This window comes from Bradyrhizobium sp. 215_C5_N1_1 (assembly GCF_052075935.1).
Classification (GTDB): domain Bacteria; phylum Pseudomonadota; class Alphaproteobacteria; order Rhizobiales; family Xanthobacteraceae; genus Bradyrhizobium; species Bradyrhizobium barranii.
This window is the reverse complement of sequence record NZ_CP197228.1, coordinates 1,933,010-1,954,496: the sequence shown is the minus strand read 5'-3', so window position 1 is coordinate 1,954,496 and position 21,487 is coordinate 1,933,010. Positions and strand designations below refer to the sequence as shown.

General features: G+C 62.6%; 18 protein-coding genes. 3 read left to right on the top strand and 15 right to left on the bottom strand.

All coding sequences use genetic code 11. The features are described from left to right. Window positions 1-22 precede the first annotated feature (22 nt). From AB7G19_RS09115 to AB7G19_RS09075, 9 genes are all read right to left on the bottom strand, one after another. The gene (locus AB7G19_RS09115) at window positions 23-2,113 is read right to left on the bottom strand and encodes a hypothetical protein (protein ID WP_063981464.1); all 2,091 of its coding nucleotides are present in this window, start codon (window positions 2,111-2,113) and stop codon (window positions 23-25) included. 836 nt (window positions 2,114-2,949) lie between these two features. After that, window positions 2,950-3,399 (bottom strand): DUF5958 family protein, encoded by a 450-nt coding sequence (locus tag AB7G19_RS09110; RefSeq protein ID WP_283017515.1) that lies wholly within the window; start codon window positions 3,397-3,399, stop codon window positions 2,950-2,952. Next, window positions 3,381-3,791 carry a hypothetical protein gene (locus AB7G19_RS09105; RefSeq protein ID WP_063981463.1) on the bottom strand — a complete coding sequence of 137 codons (411 nt, stop codon included), beginning with the start codon at window positions 3,789-3,791 and terminating at the stop codon, window positions 3,381-3,383. The genes AB7G19_RS09110 and AB7G19_RS09105 overlap by 19 nt, the downstream gene beginning before the upstream one ends. A 28-nt stretch (window positions 3,792-3,819) precedes the next feature. Further along, window positions 3,820-4,197, bottom strand: a complete 378-nt coding sequence (locus tag AB7G19_RS09100; protein WP_084794989.1) for a hypothetical protein — start codon at window positions 4,195-4,197, stop codon at window positions 3,820-3,822. A 325-nt stretch (window positions 4,198-4,522) separates the two neighbouring features. Further along, entirely contained in the window at window positions 4,523-4,804 is a 282-nt protein-coding gene (locus AB7G19_RS09095; RefSeq protein WP_084794987.1) for a YrhB domain-containing protein, read from the bottom strand. A gap of 132 nt (window positions 4,805-4,936) precedes the next feature. Beyond that, entirely contained in the window at window positions 4,937-6,583 is a 1,647-nt protein-coding gene (locus tag AB7G19_RS09090; RefSeq protein WP_063981461.1) for a GMC family oxidoreductase, read from the bottom strand. Window positions 6,584-6,597: 14 nt separating this feature from the next. Continuing rightward, window positions 6,598-7,191: a GNAT family N-acetyltransferase gene (locus tag AB7G19_RS09085; protein ID WP_028147003.1), complete on the bottom strand. Its 594-nt coding sequence runs from the start codon at window positions 7,189-7,191 to the stop codon at window positions 6,598-6,600. A 157-nt stretch (window positions 7,192-7,348) separates the two neighbouring features. Further along, entirely contained in the window at window positions 7,349-8,275 is a 927-nt protein-coding gene (locus AB7G19_RS09080; RefSeq protein WP_063981460.1) for an SMP-30/gluconolactonase/LRE family protein, read from the bottom strand. A gap of 240 nt (window positions 8,276-8,515) precedes the next feature. Beyond that, complete coding sequence (locus tag AB7G19_RS09075) at window positions 8,516-9,361, bottom strand: AraC family transcriptional regulator (RefSeq protein ID WP_063981459.1); 846 nt, start codon at window positions 9,359-9,361, stop codon at window positions 8,516-8,518. 170 nt (window positions 9,362-9,531) lie between these two features. Between AB7G19_RS09075 and AB7G19_RS09070 the strand changes: the two genes are divergently transcribed. Beyond that, the gene (locus AB7G19_RS09070) at window positions 9,532-10,635 is read left to right on the top strand and encodes a mandelate racemase/muconate lactonizing enzyme family protein (RefSeq protein WP_063981458.1); all 1,104 of its coding nucleotides are present in this window, start codon (window positions 9,532-9,534) and stop codon (window positions 10,633-10,635) included. A gap of 9 nt (window positions 10,636-10,644) precedes the next feature. Here the strand turns inward: AB7G19_RS09070 and AB7G19_RS09065 are convergent, their stop codons facing one another. After that, window positions 10,645-11,001 (bottom strand): hypothetical protein, encoded by a 357-nt coding sequence (locus AB7G19_RS09065; RefSeq protein ID WP_063981457.1) that lies wholly within the window; start codon window positions 10,999-11,001, stop codon window positions 10,645-10,647. Between the two features lie 185 nt (window positions 11,002-11,186). Between AB7G19_RS09065 and AB7G19_RS09060 the strand changes: the two genes are divergently transcribed. Further along, window positions 11,187-11,411, top strand: coding sequence for a hypothetical protein (locus tag AB7G19_RS09060; protein ID WP_041953164.1), 225 nt, complete (start codon window positions 11,187-11,189; stop codon window positions 11,409-11,411). Window positions 11,412-11,691: 280 nt separating this feature from the next. Here AB7G19_RS09060 and AB7G19_RS09055 read toward each other — a convergent pair whose 3' ends face one another. Continuing rightward, on the bottom strand, window positions 11,692-12,348 hold the full coding sequence (locus AB7G19_RS09055; RefSeq protein ID WP_063981456.1) for a glutathione S-transferase family protein: 657 nt from the start codon (window positions 12,346-12,348) through the stop codon (window positions 11,692-11,694). 169 nt (window positions 12,349-12,517) lie between these two features. Here AB7G19_RS09055 and AB7G19_RS09050 point away from each other — a divergent pair, with 169 nt between their 5' ends. Continuing rightward, window positions 12,518-13,741 (top strand): polyhydroxyalkanoate depolymerase, encoded by a 1,224-nt coding sequence (locus tag AB7G19_RS09050; protein WP_187387949.1) that lies wholly within the window; start codon window positions 12,518-12,520, stop codon window positions 13,739-13,741. A gap of 42 nt (window positions 13,742-13,783) precedes the next feature. On the opposite strand, the gene AB7G19_RS09045 is transcribed toward AB7G19_RS09050, so the two are convergent. The 4 genes from AB7G19_RS09045 to AB7G19_RS09030 form a co-directional block, all read right to left on the bottom strand. Beyond that, window positions 13,784-17,113: an adenylate/guanylate cyclase domain-containing protein gene (locus tag AB7G19_RS09045; protein ID WP_441267756.1), complete on the bottom strand. Its 3,330-nt coding sequence runs from the start codon at window positions 17,111-17,113 to the stop codon at window positions 13,784-13,786. 314 nt (window positions 17,114-17,427) lie between these two features. Beyond that, entirely contained in the window at window positions 17,428-17,943 is a 516-nt protein-coding gene (locus tag AB7G19_RS09040; RefSeq protein WP_063981455.1) for a hypothetical protein, read from the bottom strand. A gap of 473 nt (window positions 17,944-18,416) precedes the next feature. After that, window positions 18,417-19,340, bottom strand: coding sequence for a helix-turn-helix domain-containing protein (locus tag AB7G19_RS09035; protein WP_063981454.1), 924 nt, complete (start codon window positions 19,338-19,340; stop codon window positions 18,417-18,419). 274 nt (window positions 19,341-19,614) lie between these two features. Beyond that, on the bottom strand, window positions 19,615-21,483 hold the full coding sequence (locus tag AB7G19_RS09030; RefSeq protein WP_094184520.1) for an ABC transporter ATP-binding protein: 1,869 nt from the start codon (window positions 21,481-21,483) through the stop codon (window positions 19,615-19,617). Between the last annotated feature and the right edge of the window lie 4 nt (window positions 21,484-21,487).

Genomic DNA, 21,487 nt, shown 5'->3' with positions numbered 1-21,487 from the left:
CTCTGGGCCGCGCTTCCCCGCGTCATCTCGGATTCGGATGACCGTCAAGGCGGAGCTGATAAACGAAATAGGTTGGGGTACAGAACCCGATCTTTCGGCTTCTCAAGTTATTCAACGCCGGGGCCCTGACGTTGAACCTTGCACTCGTGACAAAATCCGGCATCTGCTGGCAAATATAGTCCTCGCGGCAAAACCGCGACGGCGAGCATGTGTTCAGGAGGCCGCGGCCGACGCCAGCGGCGAAAATGCCGCTGTCGAAATATCCCTTGGCCATCTGCTCAAAGCCCTTGCCTCCGACGATCGCGCAGATTTCCTCGGGCACGCTGCCCGGCCGGATCACCGCCAGCGACGCCTCCTCGGGCTTGCAGGGACGCGTGACGCGGCCCAGCGGCACGCCGATCTTCGTTGGACGGCAGTTGTAGCCGTAGCCGCTCAATTTTCCTTCCGACAGCTTGTAGACGAGTTCTTCCTTGCTGACGCGGTCGCTGAACGCGCGCAGGTTGAAGCCGAGCGGGTTGTTGGCGGCGGTCTTCGCTGTGGAGTCCTCGATGACGTTTGAGCGGCAGCTCAAACCCGCGGCGACATTCTGTGCCGCGGGCACGCATTGGCCGAGATTGGAGGAAGTCGCAGCGTTCGTCACCAACGCCTGACAAGTGAGGTTACGCGTGGCATTGCAGCTCCATTTCGCGGCCTGCGCCAGATCCGCATTCAAAGGGCACGGCATGTTGTCACCGGCGACAACATAGGCCGGATTTCCGCTTTCCCAGGCCGCCGGGGGCGCCGAAGGATGCGGGCGAAAACTGTTCGGCGCCTGACCGAGCGAAACCCGCTCGACATAGTCCTTGCGGCGAACAAGTTCCGCGTAGACATGGGGCGAGAACGGCAATTGCAACTGGTTACCGTCAAGCGCGCTCCTGATCGCGTCCGCGTCGCGGCCGAAATCGAACCGGTCCACGCCGAGAAGATGGAATCCGGCGGTCGAGGATGATTGATGGCAGCCCATGCAGGACGACGTGTTCAGGCGTTCGAGCAGACCCGCGCCGGATTGCACGAATTTTGGTGACCTCCCGGGGACACCCGCCGCCGCGACGATCCGTGCCGCCTGCTCGCTGCCGATTGCGAGATCGAAGGGACGATTGGCCATGCGCGCGCTGCCGGCAGTGGAAAAACTCAGTGCGATGTCGGCCTCCAGGCTCTCCGGTATCCTGAAGGTGCCGTTGTCGATCTCGGCGATGTGGCCGGCGAGATAGTCCTGCAACTGCTTCTGCTTGGCGGGATCCTTCAGGATTGCCTGCACATCAGGCGTATTTTCCAGCCGTGTCGGCTGAAACTTGCCATCCCTCAGCGCGAAGATCCGCATCCAGTAGATCGCCTGTCCGGCGAATTTGCGGTTCTCCATGTTTTCGAGGTCTGATGGGAAGCGCACCACCTGCGCATTGATCTCCATCTGCTTGAAGATGAGTCGCGAAAAATCCAGCGGCCCCTGCAGCAGGCGTTGGGCAACCACTGCCGGATCGTCAGCATCGATCCCGGCGACGCGCCAGAGCGAGGCGACGTCCTGGCAATTCCTGCCGTCATCCGCGTAACTGAACACCATGTTCACGGTGAACGGCATGCGCGACGCGTAAGTCTTGCCGTTCATCCTCACTTCGTAGCCGAGCCGGTAGATGAAGCGCAATTCGCCGCAATGCGCGGAATCGAAATCGCGGCGGTCCATCCGATTGACCACACCCGACAGGAAGAACAATCCGTCGCTGGAACCGAGCCATTTCTCGTTAAACACGCGCGCAACATTGCCATTCAGCCGCAGCGTCTTGCCAGCGTCCGTTTTGGCCGACTTCGGGTCGTAGGTTTTCAGGATCTCCTTTTCCCAATCGATGCCGAGTCCCGCTGTGATACGCGTGATGTCGGCGGACATCACGGCAGCGAACTGCGCGTAGGTCCCACTGAATTGAGACAAATCGCTCGCCCGCGTCGGGCCGTCGGCGACCGACGGCTGCAGCAGCTTTTGCGCGGCGTGAACTTTCCTGAACAGGGTCACCAGCGAAAGCGCGGATGAATTGTCATGATCGAGCACCGCGAGCAGAGGTTCCTGGCTGATCAGGGTCGTCACCTCTGCGGAAGCCCGGGGAGACTGGGCAAAGCAGGGAGAGATCGTGAGGATCAAGAAGCAGAGTATTGAGATGAAGCGCATCTGCTGTTTCTACTACGTCAAGGCGCATCCTGCAATTTAAGGGTGAATGTCCCGAGGAGCCCGCGCTCGAGGAAAGAGGGAAAGCGCACGCTCTCCACATCGTCATTGCGAGCGCAGACACACCGCAGCATCCTCGCGGCGCATTTCGCCCGAGCTTTGCTGTCTCCGTCACGCCCTCCAGGAAAGAGGGCGCAGGGAAGGCCGGGTGCCGGCTGGCACCCACGGTCCGCTGTGCGAAAGCACACGCAGAAGAACTGCACAGCGGCATACAGGTGAAGCCAAACACACGGCCTTCCCTGCGCAGTGGTCGGACGGCGTATGCCGTGCTCTCCCGGGAGCCGAGTTCGTTCTGGCCTCCCTCACCCCTGCGAAAGTCGCCGACACCGCGCCGGTTGACGCAAATGCCGCATCCGCAAGAGCTTGACCGTAGCAGCGACGGCCAGGACCACACGGTTTTGCCGTACGCACACAGCGCCGCTCGTCCGCACGAAGCCTCAGGGCTCACGGAGAGCAATCCGCCCTGCCCTTAGCCTCTCGCGCCCGACGCTGCCGCGTCCACCGCAACCCGGCCCGCGTTTCGAACGACTCGCGAACCGCCCCTCTTCCTCGGGCCGGGCTGTTTCGATGTATGCCGCAATTCCGAATTTCGGTAAAGTGGAATATTTTTGCGAGGAGGGATTGACGGGTGGCGGGGTGTTTTGCCCGACGGGCAAACTTGAGAAGATCGTAGCCCAACACGCGGCGAGTAACCGAGGCTACGCCCCCTTGGCTCGCTTGATCTCATTCACAACCTCCGGGTCGCTTAAGTCGCGGTGCCACCAATGGTTTACGAGATCCAGTGGCCGTTCCCTGCGACGCCTGTTGTCTGCGGCTGCGAGCAACTTGATGAGGAGCCGAAACACTCGAGGCAACTCAAACTCTGGTAGCGTCGAGAGCTTCGCCAATTGAATCTTGAGGTTAGGCATCGCGATCAAGACACACGGAGTAAGCGTCCGCTTCAGCCGCGACTCGGCAATTGCACCTGCCACATCGTCTGGCTTCGGCCCTGCCTGCAATATGAAGTTACTTAAGCCACGAAGCAGCCTGCGTTTGTCGTCCTTGCTCCGCGCGTTGAACCAAGCGTCCCCCTCCGAATCGCTTGCGACCCCCTGCGCCAGTTGGTTCAACAAGATTTCTTCGTCCACATTCAACATCGTGCCACCCATGGCAGCGCTGCACCCCAGCCCACGACAAAGTCATGGTGATTGCTGCAAAGGAGATAGCTCGCCTCCTCGTCACAGACATAAATCTCGAGCGCCGGACAGTCCTCCAGAACCCGAAGCAGGTCCGCACCACACGAAAATTTCCAAATCGATCGGGCGCCTTCCAGAAACATCAAACATTGGTTCGTCCCCACGTATTTCGGAATGAGCTCCCAACCATCGGGCCTTTGCCTCCCTTCGGATGTGGCTTGATCCCACGGCGCGCGGCTCGTCACGTCGACACCGAGTCGCTCCAGCACCCTGATCACGATGGCTCGGCTATCAATTTCGTTCAGCACCTCGGCCTGCACACCAGTGCTGCGAAGCGCAGCAATTACACGATCAAAGGTCATCATTCCGCGATACTCATTGCCGATTTCCCCTTCACGTGCGCAGCGGATTGCCAGGCTTGAAGGGAGACAGGTTTTCGGGTCGCGGTAACACAGACGGCGCATCGCCTGCCAAGCCATACACATCGATGCCCTTCAGCAAGCCACCACTCGAATAGATGAATATTCCACTTTGGTGATCACCATCGTTCAGCAGGAATTCACCGAGAATCTCAGCGCCGGGCGGCGCTTCAGCATGTCCCTTGATTTGGAAGTTGATGCTGGCACATCCACATCGACATCTCCAAGGCGTGACCTCAGCCAGCTTGAGCTGATCCAGATATTGCCTGGCTTCTTCCGTGCCATGCTCCAGCATCCAGCGCGCAAGATCGCGCTCGGCATCTGTGAGAGGACGATTGTGCTCTGTGCTCAAATGACGTCGTCCAAATGCGCAGGGATCGTAGCCCGGACGGAGCGCAGCGAAATCCGGGGAATGCAGGCAGATCGATACAGCTATCCCGGATTGCGCTTCGCTCCACCCGAGCTACGGGACCTTCGGATAGATGCACTGAGATCAGGGAAGACTTCGGAGAATGGCTGGACCTTGGCGATATCAGCTTTTTTCAGCCTCGGATTTTCGCTGACCTCGCGCAGATCTTTCCGGGTGTAGCCCGATCTCTTTCTGGCGTTCGACATAGCCGCTTCTCATAATTAGCGACCGCAGGGTGGGTAAAGCGAAGCGAACCACATCCTATGGGCTACGAGCTTTCATCAGGGGTTTTGATCGCTACCTGCCAAGAACTGGCGCTCGGGAGAATTCTGACTTCTCCATTTCGACGAACCAGTATGGGACCATTCCCGGCGAGAGTTGAACTAGGGTTGCCCGTTTCAACAAACTCCTTCGAATCATAGAAGAAGAGCCATCCCTCCTCTACTTCTTTGGTAAACTCATCAAGCACAACAAACTCATCGCAAACCTTTGCGGCAATGGCCGCCACGGTATTTCTTGCTAGCAACTTGGCTTCACCATAATCGATCATGTTTCAGTCCGTTCTCAGGGACCGTAGGGTGGGTTAGGGTTAGGGTTAGCGTCAGCGTAACCCACCTCTTTTATTTCCGCATCGAGAGAAGTGGTGGGTTACGCTTCGCTAACCCACCCTACGTAGCTGTGCCTACGCTACCGCCGCGTCCGGAATCCGCGCGGATTCCATCGGCTGCTTGCCGCGGATCAGGTCCGAGGCACGATCCGCGATCATCATGGTGGAGGCGTTGAGATTCGCCGAGATCATACGCGGCATCACGGAGGCGTCGATGACGCGGAGGCCCTCCAACCCGTGGACGCGGAGCTGGTCGTCGACCACCGCCCACGTGCTGTCCGCCGGGCCCATGCGGCAGGTGCAGCCGGGGTGGAAAGTGGTGGTGCCGCGTTCGGTGGCGGCGGCGAGGAATTCGTCGTCGGTGTTGATGTTCGGACCCGGGAAATCCTCGTAGGCGTAATAGGGCGACAGCGGCGCGCTCTTCAAAAGCCTGCGCGCGAGCTTCATGCCGCCGACGATGACGCGGCGGTCGAGCTCGGCGTCGAGATAGTTGGTCTGGATGATCGGCGGCGCGAACGGATCAGATGAGCGGATGCGGACATAGCCGCGGCTCTCCGGGCGTTGCTGCCAGGAGGCGACCGTCATACCGGGCTCGTCCTCGAGCTGGCCCTGCACGCCTTCCTTGTAGCTCGCCGGCGTGAAGGTGAGCTGGAGGTCGGAACTGTCGGCGCTCTCGCCGGAGTGCCAGAAGCAATACACCATGGTCGGCGAGAGCGAGAGCAGGCCGCGGCGCGCGGTCGCCCATTTCAGCGCTTCGATCCACAGCGAGAAGCCGCGGCGGAGCTCGTTGATGGTCTTGATGTCCTTCACGCGCGCTACGGTGCGCGGGGCGTAATGATCCTGCAGACCTTCGCCGACCGGCAGCGCGTGGCGCACCGCGATGCCGTGCGCGCCGAGCAGATCGGGTGAGCCGATTCCGGAGAGCTGGAGCAGCTGCGGCGAATTATAGGTGCCGCCGGAGAGGATCACTTCCTTGTTGGCACGCACTTCCACCGGCGTGCCGCCGCGGCCGCCCTTGGTGTAGCGCACGCCGACGGCGCGCTTGCCTTCAAAAATGATCTCGGTCGCGTGCGCGTGGGTGTGCACATGCACGTTCGGGCGCTTCATCGCGGGCTTGAGGAACGCGGTCGAGCCGGAGACGCGCAGGCCCTTGTCGATGGTGCGCTGGCAGTAGGAGACGCCTTCCTGCTTAGCGCCATTGTAATCGGGGTTGCGGGGAATGCCGAGCGAGACCGCGCCTTCCATGAAGGCTTCGCAGAGCGGATCGCGCCACTCCATGGTCGTGACGGTGAGGTTGCCGTCGCGGCCGCGATAGGTGTCCTCGCCCTCGCCGACCCGCTTTTCCAGCCGCTTGAAGTAAGGCAGCACGTCGGCATAACCCCAGCCGCGATTGCCCATCTGCGCCCAGGTATCGAAATCCATCCGCTGGCCGCGATTGTAGATGTGGCCGTTGATCGAGGACGAGCCGCCGAGCGTCTTGCCGCGCGGCGCATAGATGCTGCGCCCGCCGGTGTAGGGCCCCGGCTCCTGCTGGTAGGCCCAGTTGATGCTCTTCATGTGGAACGTCTTGATGAAGCCCGCCGGCAGATGGATGTAGGGATGCCAGTCGCTCGGGCCCGCCTCGAGCACGCAGACGCTCACGTTCGGATCTTCGCTGAGCCGGCTGGTCAGTACGCAGCCGGCGGAGCCCGCGCCGACGATCACATAATCGAATCTGTCCATGGTGCCTCGGCCGCTCAGCGCGGCTTGTCGTTGAGTTGATAGTTCAAATGCGTCCGCACCGTCGGCCATTCGGCGGCGGTGATGCTGTAAACCACGGTGTCCCGCAGCGTACCGTTCGGCGTGACCTGGTGGCTGCGCAGAATGCCGTCCTGCTTGGCGCCCAGGCGCTCGATGGCGCGGCGGCTCTGATGGTTGAAGAAATGCGTGCGGAATTCGACCGCGATGCAGTTCAGCGTCTCGAAGGCGTGGGTCAGCAGCAGAATCTTGCACTGCGTGTTGAGCGGCCCGCGCTGCGCGCTCTTCGCATACCAGGTCGAGCCGATCTCGACGCGGCGGTTGGCGGCATCGATGTTCATATAGGTGGTCTGGCCGACGATCTTGCCGCCGGCATCGAACACGGTGAACGGCAGCATCGAGCCTGCGGCCTGGAGGCCCAAGCGGCGGTCGATCTCCTTGGCCACGTTCTCCGGCGTCGGGATCGCGGTGTACCAGATCGTGTAGAGCTCGCCGTCCTTCACGGCCTCCACCAGCCCCTCGCGATGCTCTTTCGACAGCGGCTCGAGACGGGCGTGCTGCCCACGCAGGGTGACGGGATCAGGCCAGGGCATTTCTCTCTCCATAATGACTGCCGTCCTTCCGGGGCGCGACGACGTCGCGAGCCCGGAATCCATAATCACCGCTCGGGGTTATGGATTCCGGGCCTGCGTGCTGGCGCACGCATCCCGGAATGACGACCGACGCATCGGCACGGCTGCTCAGATACAATCACTTATTCAGAAAGTTCAACGGCAAACCGCCGCGCGGCCAGTCCATGGCGATCAGCTCGCCCTTGCCCGACAGCGTGATGTAGGCGGTCTTCAGCCCCTCGCCGCCGAAGGCGATGTTGGTGGTGACGCGGTCGCCGGTCGGGACCTGCTCCACCAGCGTACCATCAGGCGCGATCACCGAGATGCAGCCGGAGACCAGGGTGGCGACGCAGACATTGCCGTTCGCCTCTACCGCGAGCGAGTCGAACATCTGGTAGCCGCCGAGGCCGCAGATCGGCTTGCCGCGCTCGCCGCGATAGATCACCTCGCGCGGCTTGAGCGTGCCGGGCGCGGAGAGCTCGTAGGCCCAGAGCCGCCCCGTCGGCGTCTCCGCGATGTAGACGGTGTTCTCGTCCGGCGACAGGCCGATGCCGTTGGCCGGCAGAACGCCATGCACGACCTCGACGATCTCGGTCATGCCGGGCTTGAGATAATACATGCCGCCGACATCCATCTCGCGGGCGCGGCGCTTGCCGAGATCGGAGAACCAGAGGCCGCCGTGCTTGTCGAAGACGAGGTCGTTCGGCCCGCGCAGATCGTGCTCGCCGCATTTGGTCACGACGGTCTCGACCTTGCCCGATTGCAGATCGACGCGCTGGATCGAGCCGCCGAGATAGCCGTCCGGCTGCGGGCCGGGCATGATCATCTTGCCGGTCGGAATCCAGGAGAAGCCGCCATTGTTGCAGATGTAGATCTTGCCGTCGGGGCCGAGGGCTGCGCCGTTCGGGCCGCCCGGCACCTTGGCGACGACCTCCTTGCGGCCGTCGGGATGGATTCGGGTCAGGCGCTGGCCGCGAATCTCCACCAGCACGACCGAGCCGTCCGGCATCACCACGGGCCCTTCGGGAAATTCGAGGTCGGTGGCGAGAACGCGAACGTTGGTCATGGGGACCCTCCCGGCTGCTTGTTATGGCTTGCACGGGATGTCCGGCACGGGCCCCACACGCAAGATTTGCCTGCGGTTATGACAAAGTCGCCGGGGCTTGCCAAGCAAGCGGGATGGTATGCCAGCGTTGCAACGTAAAGCGCGATGACATATCGCGCCTTAGGTCTCGTTTGAGCATGATCTCTTCGGAAAACCGCTGCGCACTTTGCGCGAACGCGGCCCTTCGGGTCCGGATCGTGCTTACTCCCGCACTGGTATCCAAATCTCGAAGCCGCCATTGCCGGTCGCGGGATCGAATTTCTCGTCATAGCGCTCGAAGTTCGGCGCATCCGCGGCCTTCAGGCCGGACGCCGGCAGCCACTGATTCCAGATCGTGTTGACGGTGCGGCGGATCGAGGCGACGTGCTCGGTGTGGGTGAACACCGCGTAGCGCTGCTCGGGAATGCGGATGCGACCGAAGCGGCGCGGCAGGTCGGAGAAATCGGCGACCTCGACACCGGCGATGTAGTCGAAATTGCCGGAATCATCGCCGTTGCAGCAGACGCCATAGGCGACTTGAGATTTTCCCTGGCCGACGCGCGCGGGAATGTCGGCGACTTCCTGATGGAAGCGGTGCCACAGTCCCGGAATGGCGGCGCCGTTGTCGCAGGAGATGCGCTCGGCGGGGCCGGCGACGAGGAAGGCCTTCGCGGTTTCGAAACGCGGCGGGACCAGATGATCGAGCATGGTGGAGTCCATGAGGATCGGCTCCTGAAGCTTGAGTTTATCGAGGCACGTTGCCGCCCGCACCGCTTCGGGTGTGGTGCCAAACTGGTCGCGGAACGCGCGGGTGAACGCTTCGTGCGAGCCGTAATCGGCCTCCAGCGCCAGCGACAGGATGTCCGGCGCGCCGTTCGCAAGACTGCGCGCCGCTTCCGTCAACCGCCGCGCGCGCACGTAGCGCATCACCGGAAGCCCGGTGGCTGCGGCAAACGCCCGCACGATGTGGAACCGCGACACGCCAGATATCGCAGCAATCTCGTCGAGCGTCATCGGCTCGGCCAGATGGCTCTCGATATACCAGAGCGCGCGCTGGGCTGGGTTCATGCGTCAAGGGCCCTCGTTCGAAGCCTGGCGATGATGCGCTGACGGCCACCGCCTCGCTTGATCGGCATTGCTGTCCTCGCATGAGAATAGTTCCGGAATAGCCACTGGCAACGCCCCGGCATTCGCAGCTACACTCGTTGCAACCGCTCACCAGAAAGAGGAACCGCGTCATGGAAATCACCGATGTGCGGGCGCACCATATCCGCATCCCCTATGACGCCGGTGTCGCGAGCTTTCGCCAGGGCGCGTCCGCAATCTCCGCGCTCGACATGGTGCTGGTCGAGGTCACGACCGATGCCGGACTGACCGGCTGGGGCGATGCCTTTGCCTATGTCTCCCCGCGCACCACGCGAAGCGCCGTCGAGGAGATGATCGCGCCGCAGGCCCGCGGGCTGAAGGTTCCCGATGCCGCCGGCATTCCGGCGGTGATGGAACAGATCCAGCGCAACCTGCATCTGTTCGGCCGCTACGGCATCACGATGTTCGCGATATCAGGGCTCGACATCGCGCTGTGGGACTTGGCTGCGAAGATCGAGGGCGCGCCGCTGCATCGCCTGCTCGGAGCAAGCAAGCGCTCGAACATCCCCGCCTATGCGAGCCTGTTGCGAATCGGCTCGCCTGAGAACATCACGGGCGAATGCAAGAAGGCGCTCGCGCTCGGCTATGGCGCCATCAAGCTGCACGAGACCACGACGCCGGCGGTGTTTGCCGCGCGCGAGGCCATCGGGCCCGGCATCCCGCTGATGGTCGACATGAACTGCCCGCTCACAGGCGAGCAGGCGATCGCATTCGCGAAGGCGTGCGAGGACGCGCAGCCGATGTTTCTGGAAGAGCCGGTCTGGCCGCCGGAGGATTTTGCCACACTCGCCGAGGTCCGCCGCAAGGGCGGGCTCGGCGTCGCCGCCGGCGAGAACGCCTGCACGGAGTATCAATTCCGCCAGATGATGAATGCAGGCGCGGTGAGCCACGCCCAGCCGTCGGTGACCAAGGTCGGCGGCATCACGGAATTTCTGAAGGTCGCCGCACTCGCCGATCAGCTCGGCGTCAAAATCGTCCCGCACTCCCCGTATTTCGGTCCGGGCCTGCTGGCGACATTGCACCTGCTGGCGACGCGCGACGACGGGTTGGTCGAGATGTTCTATCTGAAACGCGAAGCGTGCCTCTGGGGCGGCCGCGCCGATGTCGATGCCACCGGCCAGGTCGCGGTGCCCTCGGGACCCGGGCTCGGCTATGAGCCCGATCGCGGCGTGATGGAGCGCTACCGCGTGGCGTGACGGCGACGCCTATTTCGCCGCATCCTTCGGTGGCGGCGCGTCCTGCTTCTTCTTCAGATCGTCCGCGATCTTCACCTGTGCAGCCTGGAGATCGGCCAGCGTCTTCTGCAGGCCGGCCACAAGCGTCTTCAGCGCGTCGATCTGGCGGTTGGCGGCATCGTGCTTCTGCTGATGATCGAGCGTCAGCTTGGTGATCGTCTTCTGCAGGAAGTCGACGTTGCTCTGCAGGCAGCTCGTGCGCCGCTCCATGGTCTTCTCGACGGTACAGATCTCGATGCCGGGCACGTCTTGCGCGCGGACCGGCGCAATCGCCAGCGGGGCGAGCAACAACATCGCGAAACAGACGTCGGCGCTTCGAAGCAGCATGCAGGTTCCTCGTCCAAATCAATCACGGCAATGTGCGCTTTTTGCTCGCCGACGCCGGAGGCTACCACACTCGTACCGCATTCTCGCGTTGAGCTTGGCTTGTTCCCTTGGACGGGGATCAGTGAACCGTGCGCGGAAGAAAGTGGGCGCTCTTTCCGCGACTTTGATTAGGGGAGATTTTTGGAATGGCAACGCGCGATAGACGTCTGGCGGAATTCGATGGCGCCGGCGAACCGCCACCTGGCCTGCCGGTGGAGGTGCTGTGCGAGGACCACAGCGGAACGTATCAACTGCCGTTCGCCTGCCGCTATGTCGAGGGCCGCTGGCAGAACGACGCGGCCGGCGTCCCGGTGGAGGCCACTGTCATCGGCTGGCGCGTGCCGCGCGCCAAGCACTCGGGCTTCGCCTGACGAGCGGCGTCTGTCTCAAAATGCAACGGGGCCGCGCTCTGCCTTAACGAACGGAACGCGGCCCGAACGAATCACGTCCGAATCAGCCGAAACGCCGTGTACGCGGCTGTTCACGGCTAGATGTCGCAACAAGCCCGCACGCGTATACAATATCTGCGCAGCATATGGGCCGGCCCGAGCCGGCCACGGGTGCTAAAAGTTAACGGCTTCAAAGACATGGCTGCCGGGTGCGGCAGCCCGGGCCTCGCTCCCAAAACAGGCAGGCGGGCGCCAAGCCTGCCTAATATTCGACCTCGAGCTCCTCGATCTCGGCCGGCTCGTCCTTGGCCGCCGCGATCCATTCCTTCATCTCGGGCATGGCCATGATGGTATCGGCATAGGCCTTCAGCGGCGGCTCGAGGTTGACGTCATAGGTCACGAAGCGCGTCACCACGGGGGCATACATCGCATCCGCCATGGTGCGCCTCGCGCCGAACAGGAAGGGACCGCCTGATTTCTCCAGGCAGTCGCGCCAGATGGACCAGACGCGGTCGATATCAGCCTGCGCGCGCGACCAGATCTTGAAGCCGGGGAAGTGCCCCTTCAGATTGACCGGCAGCGAAGCGCGCAATGTCGTGAAGCCGGAATGGATTTCGCCGCAGATCGAGCGGCAATGCGCCCGCTGGACGCGGTCATCAGGCAACAGACCGGCATCCGGCATCGCCTCGTTGAGATATTCGGCGATCGCCAGCGTATCCCAGACCACGGCGCCGTCGTGGCGCAGGCACGGCACCAGGATCGACGACGACAGCAGCAGGATTTCAGCGCGCGCCGACGCATCGTCCGGCGCGGTGACGATCTCCTCGAAATCGAGCCCGGAAAATTTCGTCAGCAGCCAGCCGCGCAGCGACCAGGACGAATAGTTCTTGCTGCTGATCGTCAGTGTCGCCTTCGCCATATGGCCCATTCCCTACGCCTGTGACTTGCACGCCGCCCGGCCCGCGGGAGTGCTCATGACCTGTGCTTCCCGCAAAAGGAGGAGCAAGCGATGTGCCAGTTTTGAGGGCGGTAGGGCTCCCGTTTGGCTTCGATATTGCATGACAGCACGGGAGGGTGGGCGTTTCAGTATGATGTCGATGTATTATCAGGCCTTTCAGAACCATATGGACCTCACCGCGCCGTGGCGGGCGGGAGCTTCGTCCGCGCTCAGATTCCTCAATCTGGTGCCGCAGGGCCTATCGGACCAGGTCGTCGGCCGGCTCTCCGCCGCGCTGGAGCTGATCTCCCGCTCCACCCTCACCTATCACCGTCCAGCCTACGGCATCGACAGCGTGATGGTGGGCAACCGTGAGGTCGGCGTCACCGAGGAGGTCGCCTACGCGACGCCGTTCGGCTCGCTGCTGCACTTCAGGAAGGACGGCGTGCCGGAGCAGCCGCGCATGCTGCTGGTGGCGCCGATGTCGGGCCATTTCGCCACGCTGCTGCGCGGCACCGTGAAAACGCTGCTGCAGGATCACGACGTCTACATCACCGACTGGCACAATCCGCGCGACATTCCACGCCGCGAAGGCCGCTTCGGGCTCGACGATTACACCGATCATCTCATCGACTTCCTCGGCCAATTGGGCCCGCGTCCGCACATGGTCGCGATCTGCCAGCCCTCGGTCTCGGCACTGGCGGCCGCCGCGGTCATGTGCGAGGGCAACCACCCCTCGCGGCCTGCGACGCTGACGCTGATGGCAGGCCCGATCGACACGCGCATCCAGCCGACCAGGGTCAACGAGTTCGCCAAGAGCAGGCCGATCGACTGGTTCGAGCAGAACCTGATCAACTACGTGCCGGTGCAATGCCGCGGCGCGCTCCGCAAGGTCTATCCCGGCTTCGTGCAGCTCACGGCGTTCGTCTCGATGAATCTCGAGCGCCACATCAAGCAGCACATGGATCTCGCCAACCATATCGCCAAGGGCGAGAAGGAGAAGGCCGCGAGCATCAAGACCTTCTACGACGAATATTTCGCCGTGATGGACCTGCCGGCCGAGTTCTACATCGAGACCGTGCGTGACGTGTTCCAGGAGCACCTGTTGCCGCAGGGCAAGTTGATGCACCGTGGCCGTCCCGTGAACACCAAGGCCGTCAGCCGCATGGGACTGATGACGGTCGAAGGCGAGAAGGACGACATCTGCTCGATCGGCCAGACGCTCGCCGCGCAAGACCTCTGCACCGGTGTGCGCGCCTATCGCCGCGTCCACCACATGCAGGCCGGCGTCGGCCATTACGGCGTGTTCTCGGGCAAGCGGTGGAATAACGAGATCTATCCGCTGCTGCGGGATTTCGTGCACGTGAATTCCTGACTGTCATTCCCTGTCCCCAGACTGGGGGCAAACGGCACGTGCCTAATGCACTTGCTCGACCAGCTCTTTCGCTTCCACGACTTCAGAAAGATTTCGCTCCGCATCGAATTCGGCCAGCACGGGAGCGAGCATTTCGGATGCCCCGCCTGCTCGGCCATTTCTCTTGTGCAGGCGAGCAAGTCCAAGGGCGCTGCGCAGCTCGAAAGTCTTCGTCTGCTGGTGTCGTGCGATCTCAAGCGCTCGGTTGAGGGAAGCTTCGGCACTGGCTTCGTCCGAAGGATCAAGACGCGACAAAAGCTCGCCGCGGGCGCGATGCAGCTCGGCATCAAGCCAATGCTGGCCGGATTGCCCGGTCCACGCGATCAATTCGCTCAAGATTTCCAGCCCGGTTTCGAGTTGGCCCGACGCTGCGTTCGCCAAGGCGACATGCATCCCCCAAAACGGCTCACAGAGATAGCAGTCATTCTCGTGCAGCAAAGTCCAGCCGCGACGCATTTCCGTCAGTCCGGTCATTTGGTCGCCTGCACGCCACTTGGCGAGGCCATTCAGATAGGTGCCGGCGGCCACATACAACGGCATCGTGTGGTCGCGCGCGAGACCGAGCGCCAGGATCGTCTCCGTTTGCTGCAACATGCCTCCGCATAGTCCGTCGAACACAGCGCGATGAACCAGCGCGTTGGCCTGGGACAGCGCCCGCTTTTCTCCCGAAGCACTCACCGCTTCGGCGGCGAGGCGGCGTGCGCGCGCGATCTTGCCAAGCGGCCAAAGCACCAGGGCAAGAAACCTCATGATCACGAACGGGAGATCCAGTGCCGAAGCCCTGAACGTCGCGGGATCCGGCTCGGCACCATAGATCTCGAGTGCCTGCTCGAGATGCATCCTCGCGTTCAAGTAGTCACCGCCGAACCAGCAGGTGACCCCGCCCGTCCAATGTGCAACGACGGCGGCCACCGGTGAATCCGGTCGTCGGTCGGCGGCGCTCCTGATGGCATCCGCCAGCTCCAGCATCGGAGCGAGTTCGCCGTGTGTCAGGCAAGCATTGAAAAGACCCGAATGGACCGGCGCGAGTTCGACGGGATCATTGATGTCGGCAGCGAACTGTCGGGCACGCGTCCATGCGGCTACCGTTTCGGGAGCGCTATGGCCGAGGCTGCCTCGCAATGCACGGCCATACTCGATTTGAAGATGCAGCCTGCTCATCATCCGGCGGGGATCATCCGGCACCTCATCGGCGGACGCAATCGCCTTGCCGAGATGCGCGATCGCCTCGGAATAGGCCGAGCGCTTCAGCGCTTGCTGGCCCGCCTTGCGCCACCATTCGAGGGCGATCTCGCTCAGCCCCGCCTCGGTGAAGTGGTGTGCCAGAACTTCCGGCTCAGTCTCGGCAACGACGGGAAACTTCTCGCGCAGGACATCGCCGATCCGCTTGTGAAGCACCTGCCGTTTGCTCTTGAGCAGGCCTTCATAGGCCGCTTCCTGAACGAGAGCGTGCCTGAAGCTATAGTTTGCGTCGGGCGGTGTCCCGCGACGCACCAGCAGTTCCGCCTCTTCGAGTTGCCCCAGCGCAGCGCTCAGCGTCAGATCATCGCGTCCTGTCACATATCTTAGCAGCGCGTATGAAAAGTCGCGGCCGATGGCGGCGCCTATCTGCGCTACCTCCTTGACGGGAGCCAGCCGGTCGAGCCGCGCCATCAGCGAATCCTGCAGCGTCGCGGGAATAGCGAGCGGCGGGAGCGGACTATCGAGGCGATAGCGTCCGGAATCCTCGACGAGCAGTCCGGACTCCAGCACCATCTTGGTCAGTTCCTCGACGAATAGCGGGATGCCGTCCGTCTTGTCGATGATCTGCTCCATCATCTCGCGCGGCAGCTGGCGGCCAACGGTCACCTGCTCGACCAGCGCACGCGTGTCCTGCCGGTCGAGCCGGTCGAGCCGCAACAGGCTGACGTTGGCGAGGCCCGACCAGGAGGGCTCGAACTCTGGCCGGGTTGTCATGAGCATGAGTATCGGCAGTCCCCTGATCCGGTCGACCCCGAGATCGAACAGTTCAAGTGTCGTGGCATCGGCCCAATGCATATCCTCGCAGATAACCAGCAGGGGTTGCTCTCGCGCCAACCCCTCGAGCTGATCGAGAAGCGAGGCAAATGTCTGTCGCCGCTGCTGCGCCGGGCTCAAACCAAGCGGCGGATAATGGTCGCCGGTTGGAATCGAAAGGAGAGCCGCAATGAGCGGTGTCGCCCGGGCGACCTGTTGCGTTCCAAGCGCCAGCATTGCCTCAAGCTTGTCGAGCTTTTGCCCCGGCGTGTCGTGCGAGCGGATACCGGCTGCGCGCTCCAGCTGCGCGACAAAGGGATGAAGCGCGCTGTTGGTGTGGTAGGGCGAACACTGATATCGCACCCGGCGGTGCGCCCCCAACGCGGGATTTTCGCACAGCGTTGCGACGATGCGCGACTTGCCGATGCCTGCTTCGCCGGAGATCAACACCATCTGGCCCTGCCCCTGCCATGCCAACCGCTGGCGCGAGAGCGTGAATTCGATCTCCTCCCTGCGACCGACAAAGCCGATCGAACGCGCCGCGCGGACCGCCTCGAAGCGACTTTCCGATGCGGCCGCCCCCTCGACCGCCCAGACCGCGATGGGTTCGGCTATCCCCTTGACCTCGCGACGGCCGAGATTGCGAAAAGTGAAGAGATCGCCAAGCAGCCGCCGCGTCGACGAGGCGACGACGACCACTCCCGGTTCCGCCAGGCTCTGAAGCCTGGCTGCAAGGTTTGGTGTATCGCCGACCGTTGCGTGCTCCTCCGACGCATCGCCGCTGATGAGGTCGCCGACCACCACAAGCCCGGTCGCGATTGCGATCCGCAGTTCAACCCGTTCGGTGGCGCCCGTCCTCAGTCGCCCGACCGCAGCGATGGTGTCGAGGCCCGCTCGCACTGCGCGCTCCGCATCGTCCTCGTGGGCGCGGGGATAGCCGAAATAGACCAGTATGCCGTCACCGACGAACCTGGCGATCCTGCCGTCATAAGCAGCGATGACGCTCGCGCAGGCGGCGCGGTAGGCCCGGATCACTTCCCACATATCCTCGGGATCGAGACGCGCGGAGAGCGCAGTCGAGCCGACCAGGTCGCAAAACATAACGGTCAGGTGACGCCGCTCGGCGTCGTGAGGAGGAGCCGGCGATGCGATCAACGCGGCTGGATCGAGGTCGGCAATGGCACGCAGCATTTTGCGGCGATGGCCAAGCAGGACTCCGAGCTTATCGAAGTCCTCGGCCATCAGTTCGGGAAGGACGCCTATGTCGATCCCATTTTGGACAAAACGCTCTGCGTATTGTCCAAGCCCCAGCTTCTCGAGCCACTCCGCAATCTGCATTGGCTCCACCGATCGTGCGGTTGGCGGTTAGCAGAATTTTGGACCACGGCGCGGGGACAATATCCCAACGCCACCATGATGGCACGTCTTGTTTGTTGCGCGATAACTTAGGTTGCTCAGTACCGATGCCGCTTCCAAGCAAGGACATTGCTCGATGCAAACGGTCGCGCTACTAAAAATCGTCTGCACGCAGCGTTGAACGACAGAAGTTGCGATGAGCCGTCAACCACTCGCCTTCAGACCTGACGTCAGCACTGGCACTGGTGCCCACATCACGACGCCAAGCAGACGTTTTTCCGTGAGCACAATTGTCTTCATTCTTCATCCTTGGGCACTACGTAGTTGCGCGCCATCGTTCCCGCCGCAACTTGAAGCGAAGACCCAACGACCCAACAGCCGGCGAGAAACGCTATCAGCGCATTGGGTAGGCTTTGATCAAGGACAAGGATGCTGACGGACAGAGTTGCTGCAATCGCCGCGCCGAACGTACCGGCCGCACTCATGATCTCAGCAACCTCAGAGCCGTTGTATTCTTCCGAGGTGCTCGAAATCGACCTCCGAGCGACAGACCGGGACAAATCAATTCCAACATAATAGCTGAGAGCTCCGTAGAGCATTGTTAGCAGCACGATCCAGCCGCTTTCAAAAAGCCCGCCTTTCTGACGCAACAGGGTCGCACCCACATAGAGGCCGCAAGAGGCCCCAACGGCTGCTAGCCCAATTCTTTCGAGGAGATGGGCCGACTTGATAAGACTGGAACGGGCGATCCCAAGATTACCGGCGTACCTCGTTAGGGAAAATGCGCTGAAAACTGCGTTGCCTATCTTCATTGGGGGCTCCTCAATAAGTAGCAGCCTACCGGCCGACCCCGATTAGAAGCTGCGTGGACGCGCTTCGCGATGCCCTTGATTCCAATTTCCAAAAGATGTGGCTGAGTGATGGGGCTGGCTTGCTCGTAACCAAGACGAGAGCCAGTCCAAAGCTGCGAGCTCGCGGCTTCGCAGGCATTGCATCTCACCCGTGTCTGTCAGTCAGCTCTGGGTGCAGCAATTTCTTGGGGGAGAGTTAGCTCGAAAAGAGAGTGATGGACTATGAGACTGTTCACATACTCCTGTTCCCTGTCGCTCCATCCAGTCACGATCTCAGGAGGACTAAGTTTGCATCGTTGCATACGCGGGAGCGCAGAAGCGCGAACTGACAGGCGCCGTGAGTTCGCAAGCTGTCCCGCGTTGCGCCACGTCAGATGGCGATCTCGCTGGCGAAGCGGCACTGATTTGGATTCTGATTTTGACGCGAAAACGCTCTACTCGTCCCGCCCGCCATGGGTTTCGCGGCGCCATGCGCCCGGACTGACGCCGACCATCTGGGTGAACACCCGCGTGAAATGGCTTTGATTGGCAAATCCGGCCGAGATCGCAATCTCGGACAACGGCAGGTTGCGGACGGTCATCAGCTGCGTGGCCGCCTTCACGCGCTGGCGCAGCAGCCATTGATGCGGCGGCAGGCCGGTGGAGATCCGGAATGCACGTGAAAAGTGGCTGACCGAAAGGCCGAGCTCGGTCGCGATCTGCTCCAACGCGACCTTGCCTGAGAGATCGGAGTCGAGCCGGTCGCAGGCGCGCTTCACCTGCCATGGCGCGAGGCCACCACGGTTAGGCTCTGCGACAGGCTTCAGCCCGCCATAGGTCTGGGCGACGTGGGCGGTGAGCGCGAGCATCATGTGATCGACGAAAAGCTGGTTGGTCTCGTCAGGCCGACGCAGTGCTTCCTGCAAGCTGGCGCCGATATGACGGATGACCCCGTCGTCATGGCCCACACCGGGCTCGTAACTGAGCTCGCCAATGCGCGGCGCGCCGGGTTGCCTTGCCATGTCGTGAAGGGCCGAGCGCGGCAGATAGAAGAAGAGCGAGTGAAACGGCTTGTCGATCACATAGCGCGGGTCGCGCTTGAGGTCGTACAGATAGGTCGCGCCCGCACGAATATCCTCCCTGGTGACGTAGCGGCCTTCCTCCCAACATTCGCAAGCGGGATAGTCGCGGAGTTTCAGGCTGACGAGGTAAGCATCTTCAGCCGGCAACGAGCCGGAAAGTTCGGACGTCGGCTTGTCATTGCGGACTTCGGTGACCGCAAGCTCCGCGCTGCGCAGCGAGCGCGTGATCAGAACCGGAGCTTCCTTCACGTGAAGGCCCCGCCCGAGCCTCTGCCCGTAGACGCCTGCTTGTGTCATTATCAATATTCCATCCGTGAAAGGCACGTCTGCGTCGGCCTTTCCGAGTCGATGCATTATCGGAGATCGACGACCGACGGTCCAGCTTCGCCGGATTAGCATATAGATTGTGGCAGCCGGTCGCACTCCGTCGCGACGAGGTGAATTCATTGTGATTTCAGCACGATTTCACAGGCTTGGCATCGCGAAGGACAACACCGTTAACGTGTGCGGCAGATCATGGCACGATTTTATCGTGCGTTCTGGAAAGCATCCGCTGCGCGCCTTTGCGCCGCTAGGCCGACCATTCCTCGCCCCAGACCTGGACGACGTGGCCGGGCGAGACTTCGCGATACTGCCGGACCGGCGGCTGATAATCCGGTGCGCGCACCGGGCTTCTGATCTCGTCGTTCGAGGTCTCGCGCTTCGTGCCGCGGCGCGATGGATCGGGCACGGGCACCGCGGCCATCAGCTTCTTTGTGTAGGGATGCTGCGGATTGCCGAACAAGGCTGCGCGCGGGCCGGTCTCGACGATCTCGCCGAGATACATCACCGCGACGCGATGGCTCATGCGTTCGACCACCGCGATATCGTGGGAAATGAAGAGATAGGCAAGGCCCATGCTGGCCTGGAGGTCGAGCATCAGGTTGACGACCTGCGCCTTGACCGAGACGTCGAGGGCGGAGACCGCTTCGTCCGCAACGATTAGCTTCGGCCCGAGCGCGAGCGCGCGCGCAATGCAGATGCGCTGGCGCTGGCCGCCTGAGAATTCGTGCGGAAAGCGCGCGGCCATATCCGCGGTCAGGCCGACGCGTACGAGCAGATCGGCCACCTTGTCTCGTGCCTGTGAGGCAGTCGCGAGACCGTTGGCGAGCAGCGGCGCTGCGATCGCCGTCCCCACCGACATGCGCGGATTGAGACTCGCGAACGGATCCTGGAATACGATCTGCATCTGCTTGCGGAAGTCGCGCAAGGTCCGGGCGTTCATGGCGAGGACGTCCTGGCCGTCGACCAGGACGGTGCCGCTGTCCGGCTCCGTCAGCTTGAGGATGGAACGGCCTGTCGTCGATTTGCCGCAACCGGATTCGCCAACCAGCGCCAGCGTCTCGCCGGCGCGCAGGGTGAAGGAGATGTTCTCGACCGCGTGGACGCGGCCCGAAACCTTGCCGAACAAGCCGGAGCGGATCGGAAAGCGTGTGGTGAGGTTGGAGACTTCGAGCAGCGGCCGCTCGGCGGTTGAGACCGTTTCAGGTGTCTCCGTCGGCTCGTCCGAGGTGCCCGTCACCTTGTCGACGATCGGAAACCGCATCGGCCGCGTCCGCCCGCCCATCGAGCCGAGGCGCGGTACGGCCGCGAGCAGCGCGCTCGTATAGGGATGCGAGGGCGCAGCAAAGATGCGCGCGGTCGCATCGGTCTCGACCGCCTGCCCGCCATACATCACCACGGTACGGTCCGCGATCTCCGCGACCACGCCCATATCGTGGGTGATGAAGAGGATCGACATCCCCTCCTCCTGCTGGAGCTCCTTCAGAAGCTCCAGGATCTGCGCCTGGATGGTGACGTCGAGTGCCGTGGTCGGCTCGTCGGCGATCAACAGCTTCGGCTTGCAGGCGAGCGCCATCGCGATCATCACGCGCTGGCGCATGCCACCGGAGAAACGATGCGGATGCTCGTGGAAGCGTGATGCCGCCGCGGGAATGCGGACGCGATCGAGCAGACGGATGGTCTCGGCCTCCGCCGCCGCGCGCGACAGGCCGCGATGCTGGATCAGCGCCTCGGCGATCTGGAAGCCGATGGTGAGCACCGGATTGAGGCTCGTCATCGGCTCCTGGAAGATCATGGCGACATCGTTACCACGAACATCCGTCATGCTCGCTTCGGACAGCGTCAGCAGATCGCGGCCCGCGAGCGTGACGCGCCCCTCGACCCGGCCGCTCTCCTTCGGAATGAGCCGCATGATGGAAAGCGCGGTGACGCTCTTGCCCGAACCGGACTCGCCGACGATCGCCACGGTTTCTTTGGCCGCGATATCGAACGACACGTCGCGGACGACGGGAATCCATTGCCGCTCGCGCAGAAAGGACGTGGTCAGGCCCGCGACCGACAACACGGGCGCCTGCGCTTCGGCAACGATCGGATCAGGCCTGCTTGCGCCGGTGCTCATGCGA

Bases quoted from the DNA above. Each gene is read 5' to 3' on its own strand.
- AB7G19_RS09110 (WP_283017515.1), bottom strand. From the start codon at position 3,399: ATGGGTGGCACGATGTTGAATGTGGACGAAGAAATCTTGTTGAACCAA.
- AB7G19_RS09105 (WP_063981463.1), bottom strand. From the start codon at position 3,791: ATGATGACCTTTGATCGTGTAATTGCTGCGCTTCGCAGCACTGGTGTG.
- AB7G19_RS09095 (WP_084794987.1), bottom strand. From the start codon at position 4,804: ATGATCGATTATGGTGAAGCCAAGTTGCTAGCAAGAAATACCGTGGCG.
- AB7G19_RS09090 (WP_063981461.1), bottom strand. From the start codon at position 6,583: ATGGACAGATTCGATTATGTGATCGTCGGCGCGGGCTCCGCCGGCTGC.
- AB7G19_RS09085 (WP_028147003.1), bottom strand. From the start codon at position 7,191: ATGCCCTGGCCTGATCCCGTCACCCTGCGTGGGCAGCACGCCCGTCTC.
- AB7G19_RS09080 (WP_063981460.1), bottom strand. From the start codon at position 8,275: ATGACCAACGTTCGCGTTCTCGCCACCGACCTCGAATTTCCCGAAGGG.
- AB7G19_RS09075 (WP_063981459.1), bottom strand. From the start codon at position 9,361: ATGAACCCAGCCCAGCGCGCGCTCTGGTATATCGAGAGCCATCTGGCC.
- AB7G19_RS09070 (WP_063981458.1), top strand. From the start codon at position 9,532: ATGGAAATCACCGATGTGCGGGCGCACCATATCCGCATCCCCTATGAC.
- AB7G19_RS09065 (WP_063981457.1), bottom strand. From the start codon at position 11,001: ATGCTGCTTCGAAGCGCCGACGTCTGTTTCGCGATGTTGTTGCTCGCC.
- AB7G19_RS09060 (WP_041953164.1), top strand. From the start codon at position 11,187: ATGGCAACGCGCGATAGACGTCTGGCGGAATTCGATGGCGCCGGCGAA.
- AB7G19_RS09055 (WP_063981456.1), bottom strand. From the start codon at position 12,348: ATGGCGAAGGCGACACTGACGATCAGCAGCAAGAACTATTCGTCCTGG.
- AB7G19_RS09050 (WP_187387949.1), top strand. From the start codon at position 12,518: ATGATGTCGATGTATTATCAGGCCTTTCAGAACCATATGGACCTCACC.
- AB7G19_RS09045 (WP_441267756.1), bottom strand. From the start codon at position 17,113: ATGCAGATTGCGGAGTGGCTCGAGAAGCTGGGGCTTGGACAATACGCA.
- AB7G19_RS09040 (WP_063981455.1), bottom strand. From the start codon at position 17,943: ATGAAGATAGGCAACGCAGTTTTCAGCGCATTTTCCCTAACGAGGTAC.
- AB7G19_RS09035 (WP_063981454.1), bottom strand. From the start codon at position 19,340: ATGACACAAGCAGGCGTCTACGGGCAGAGGCTCGGGCGGGGCCTTCAC.
- AB7G19_RS09030 (WP_094184520.1), bottom strand. From the start codon at position 21,483: ATGAGCACCGGCGCAAGCAGGCCTGATCCGATCGTTGCCGAAGCGCAG.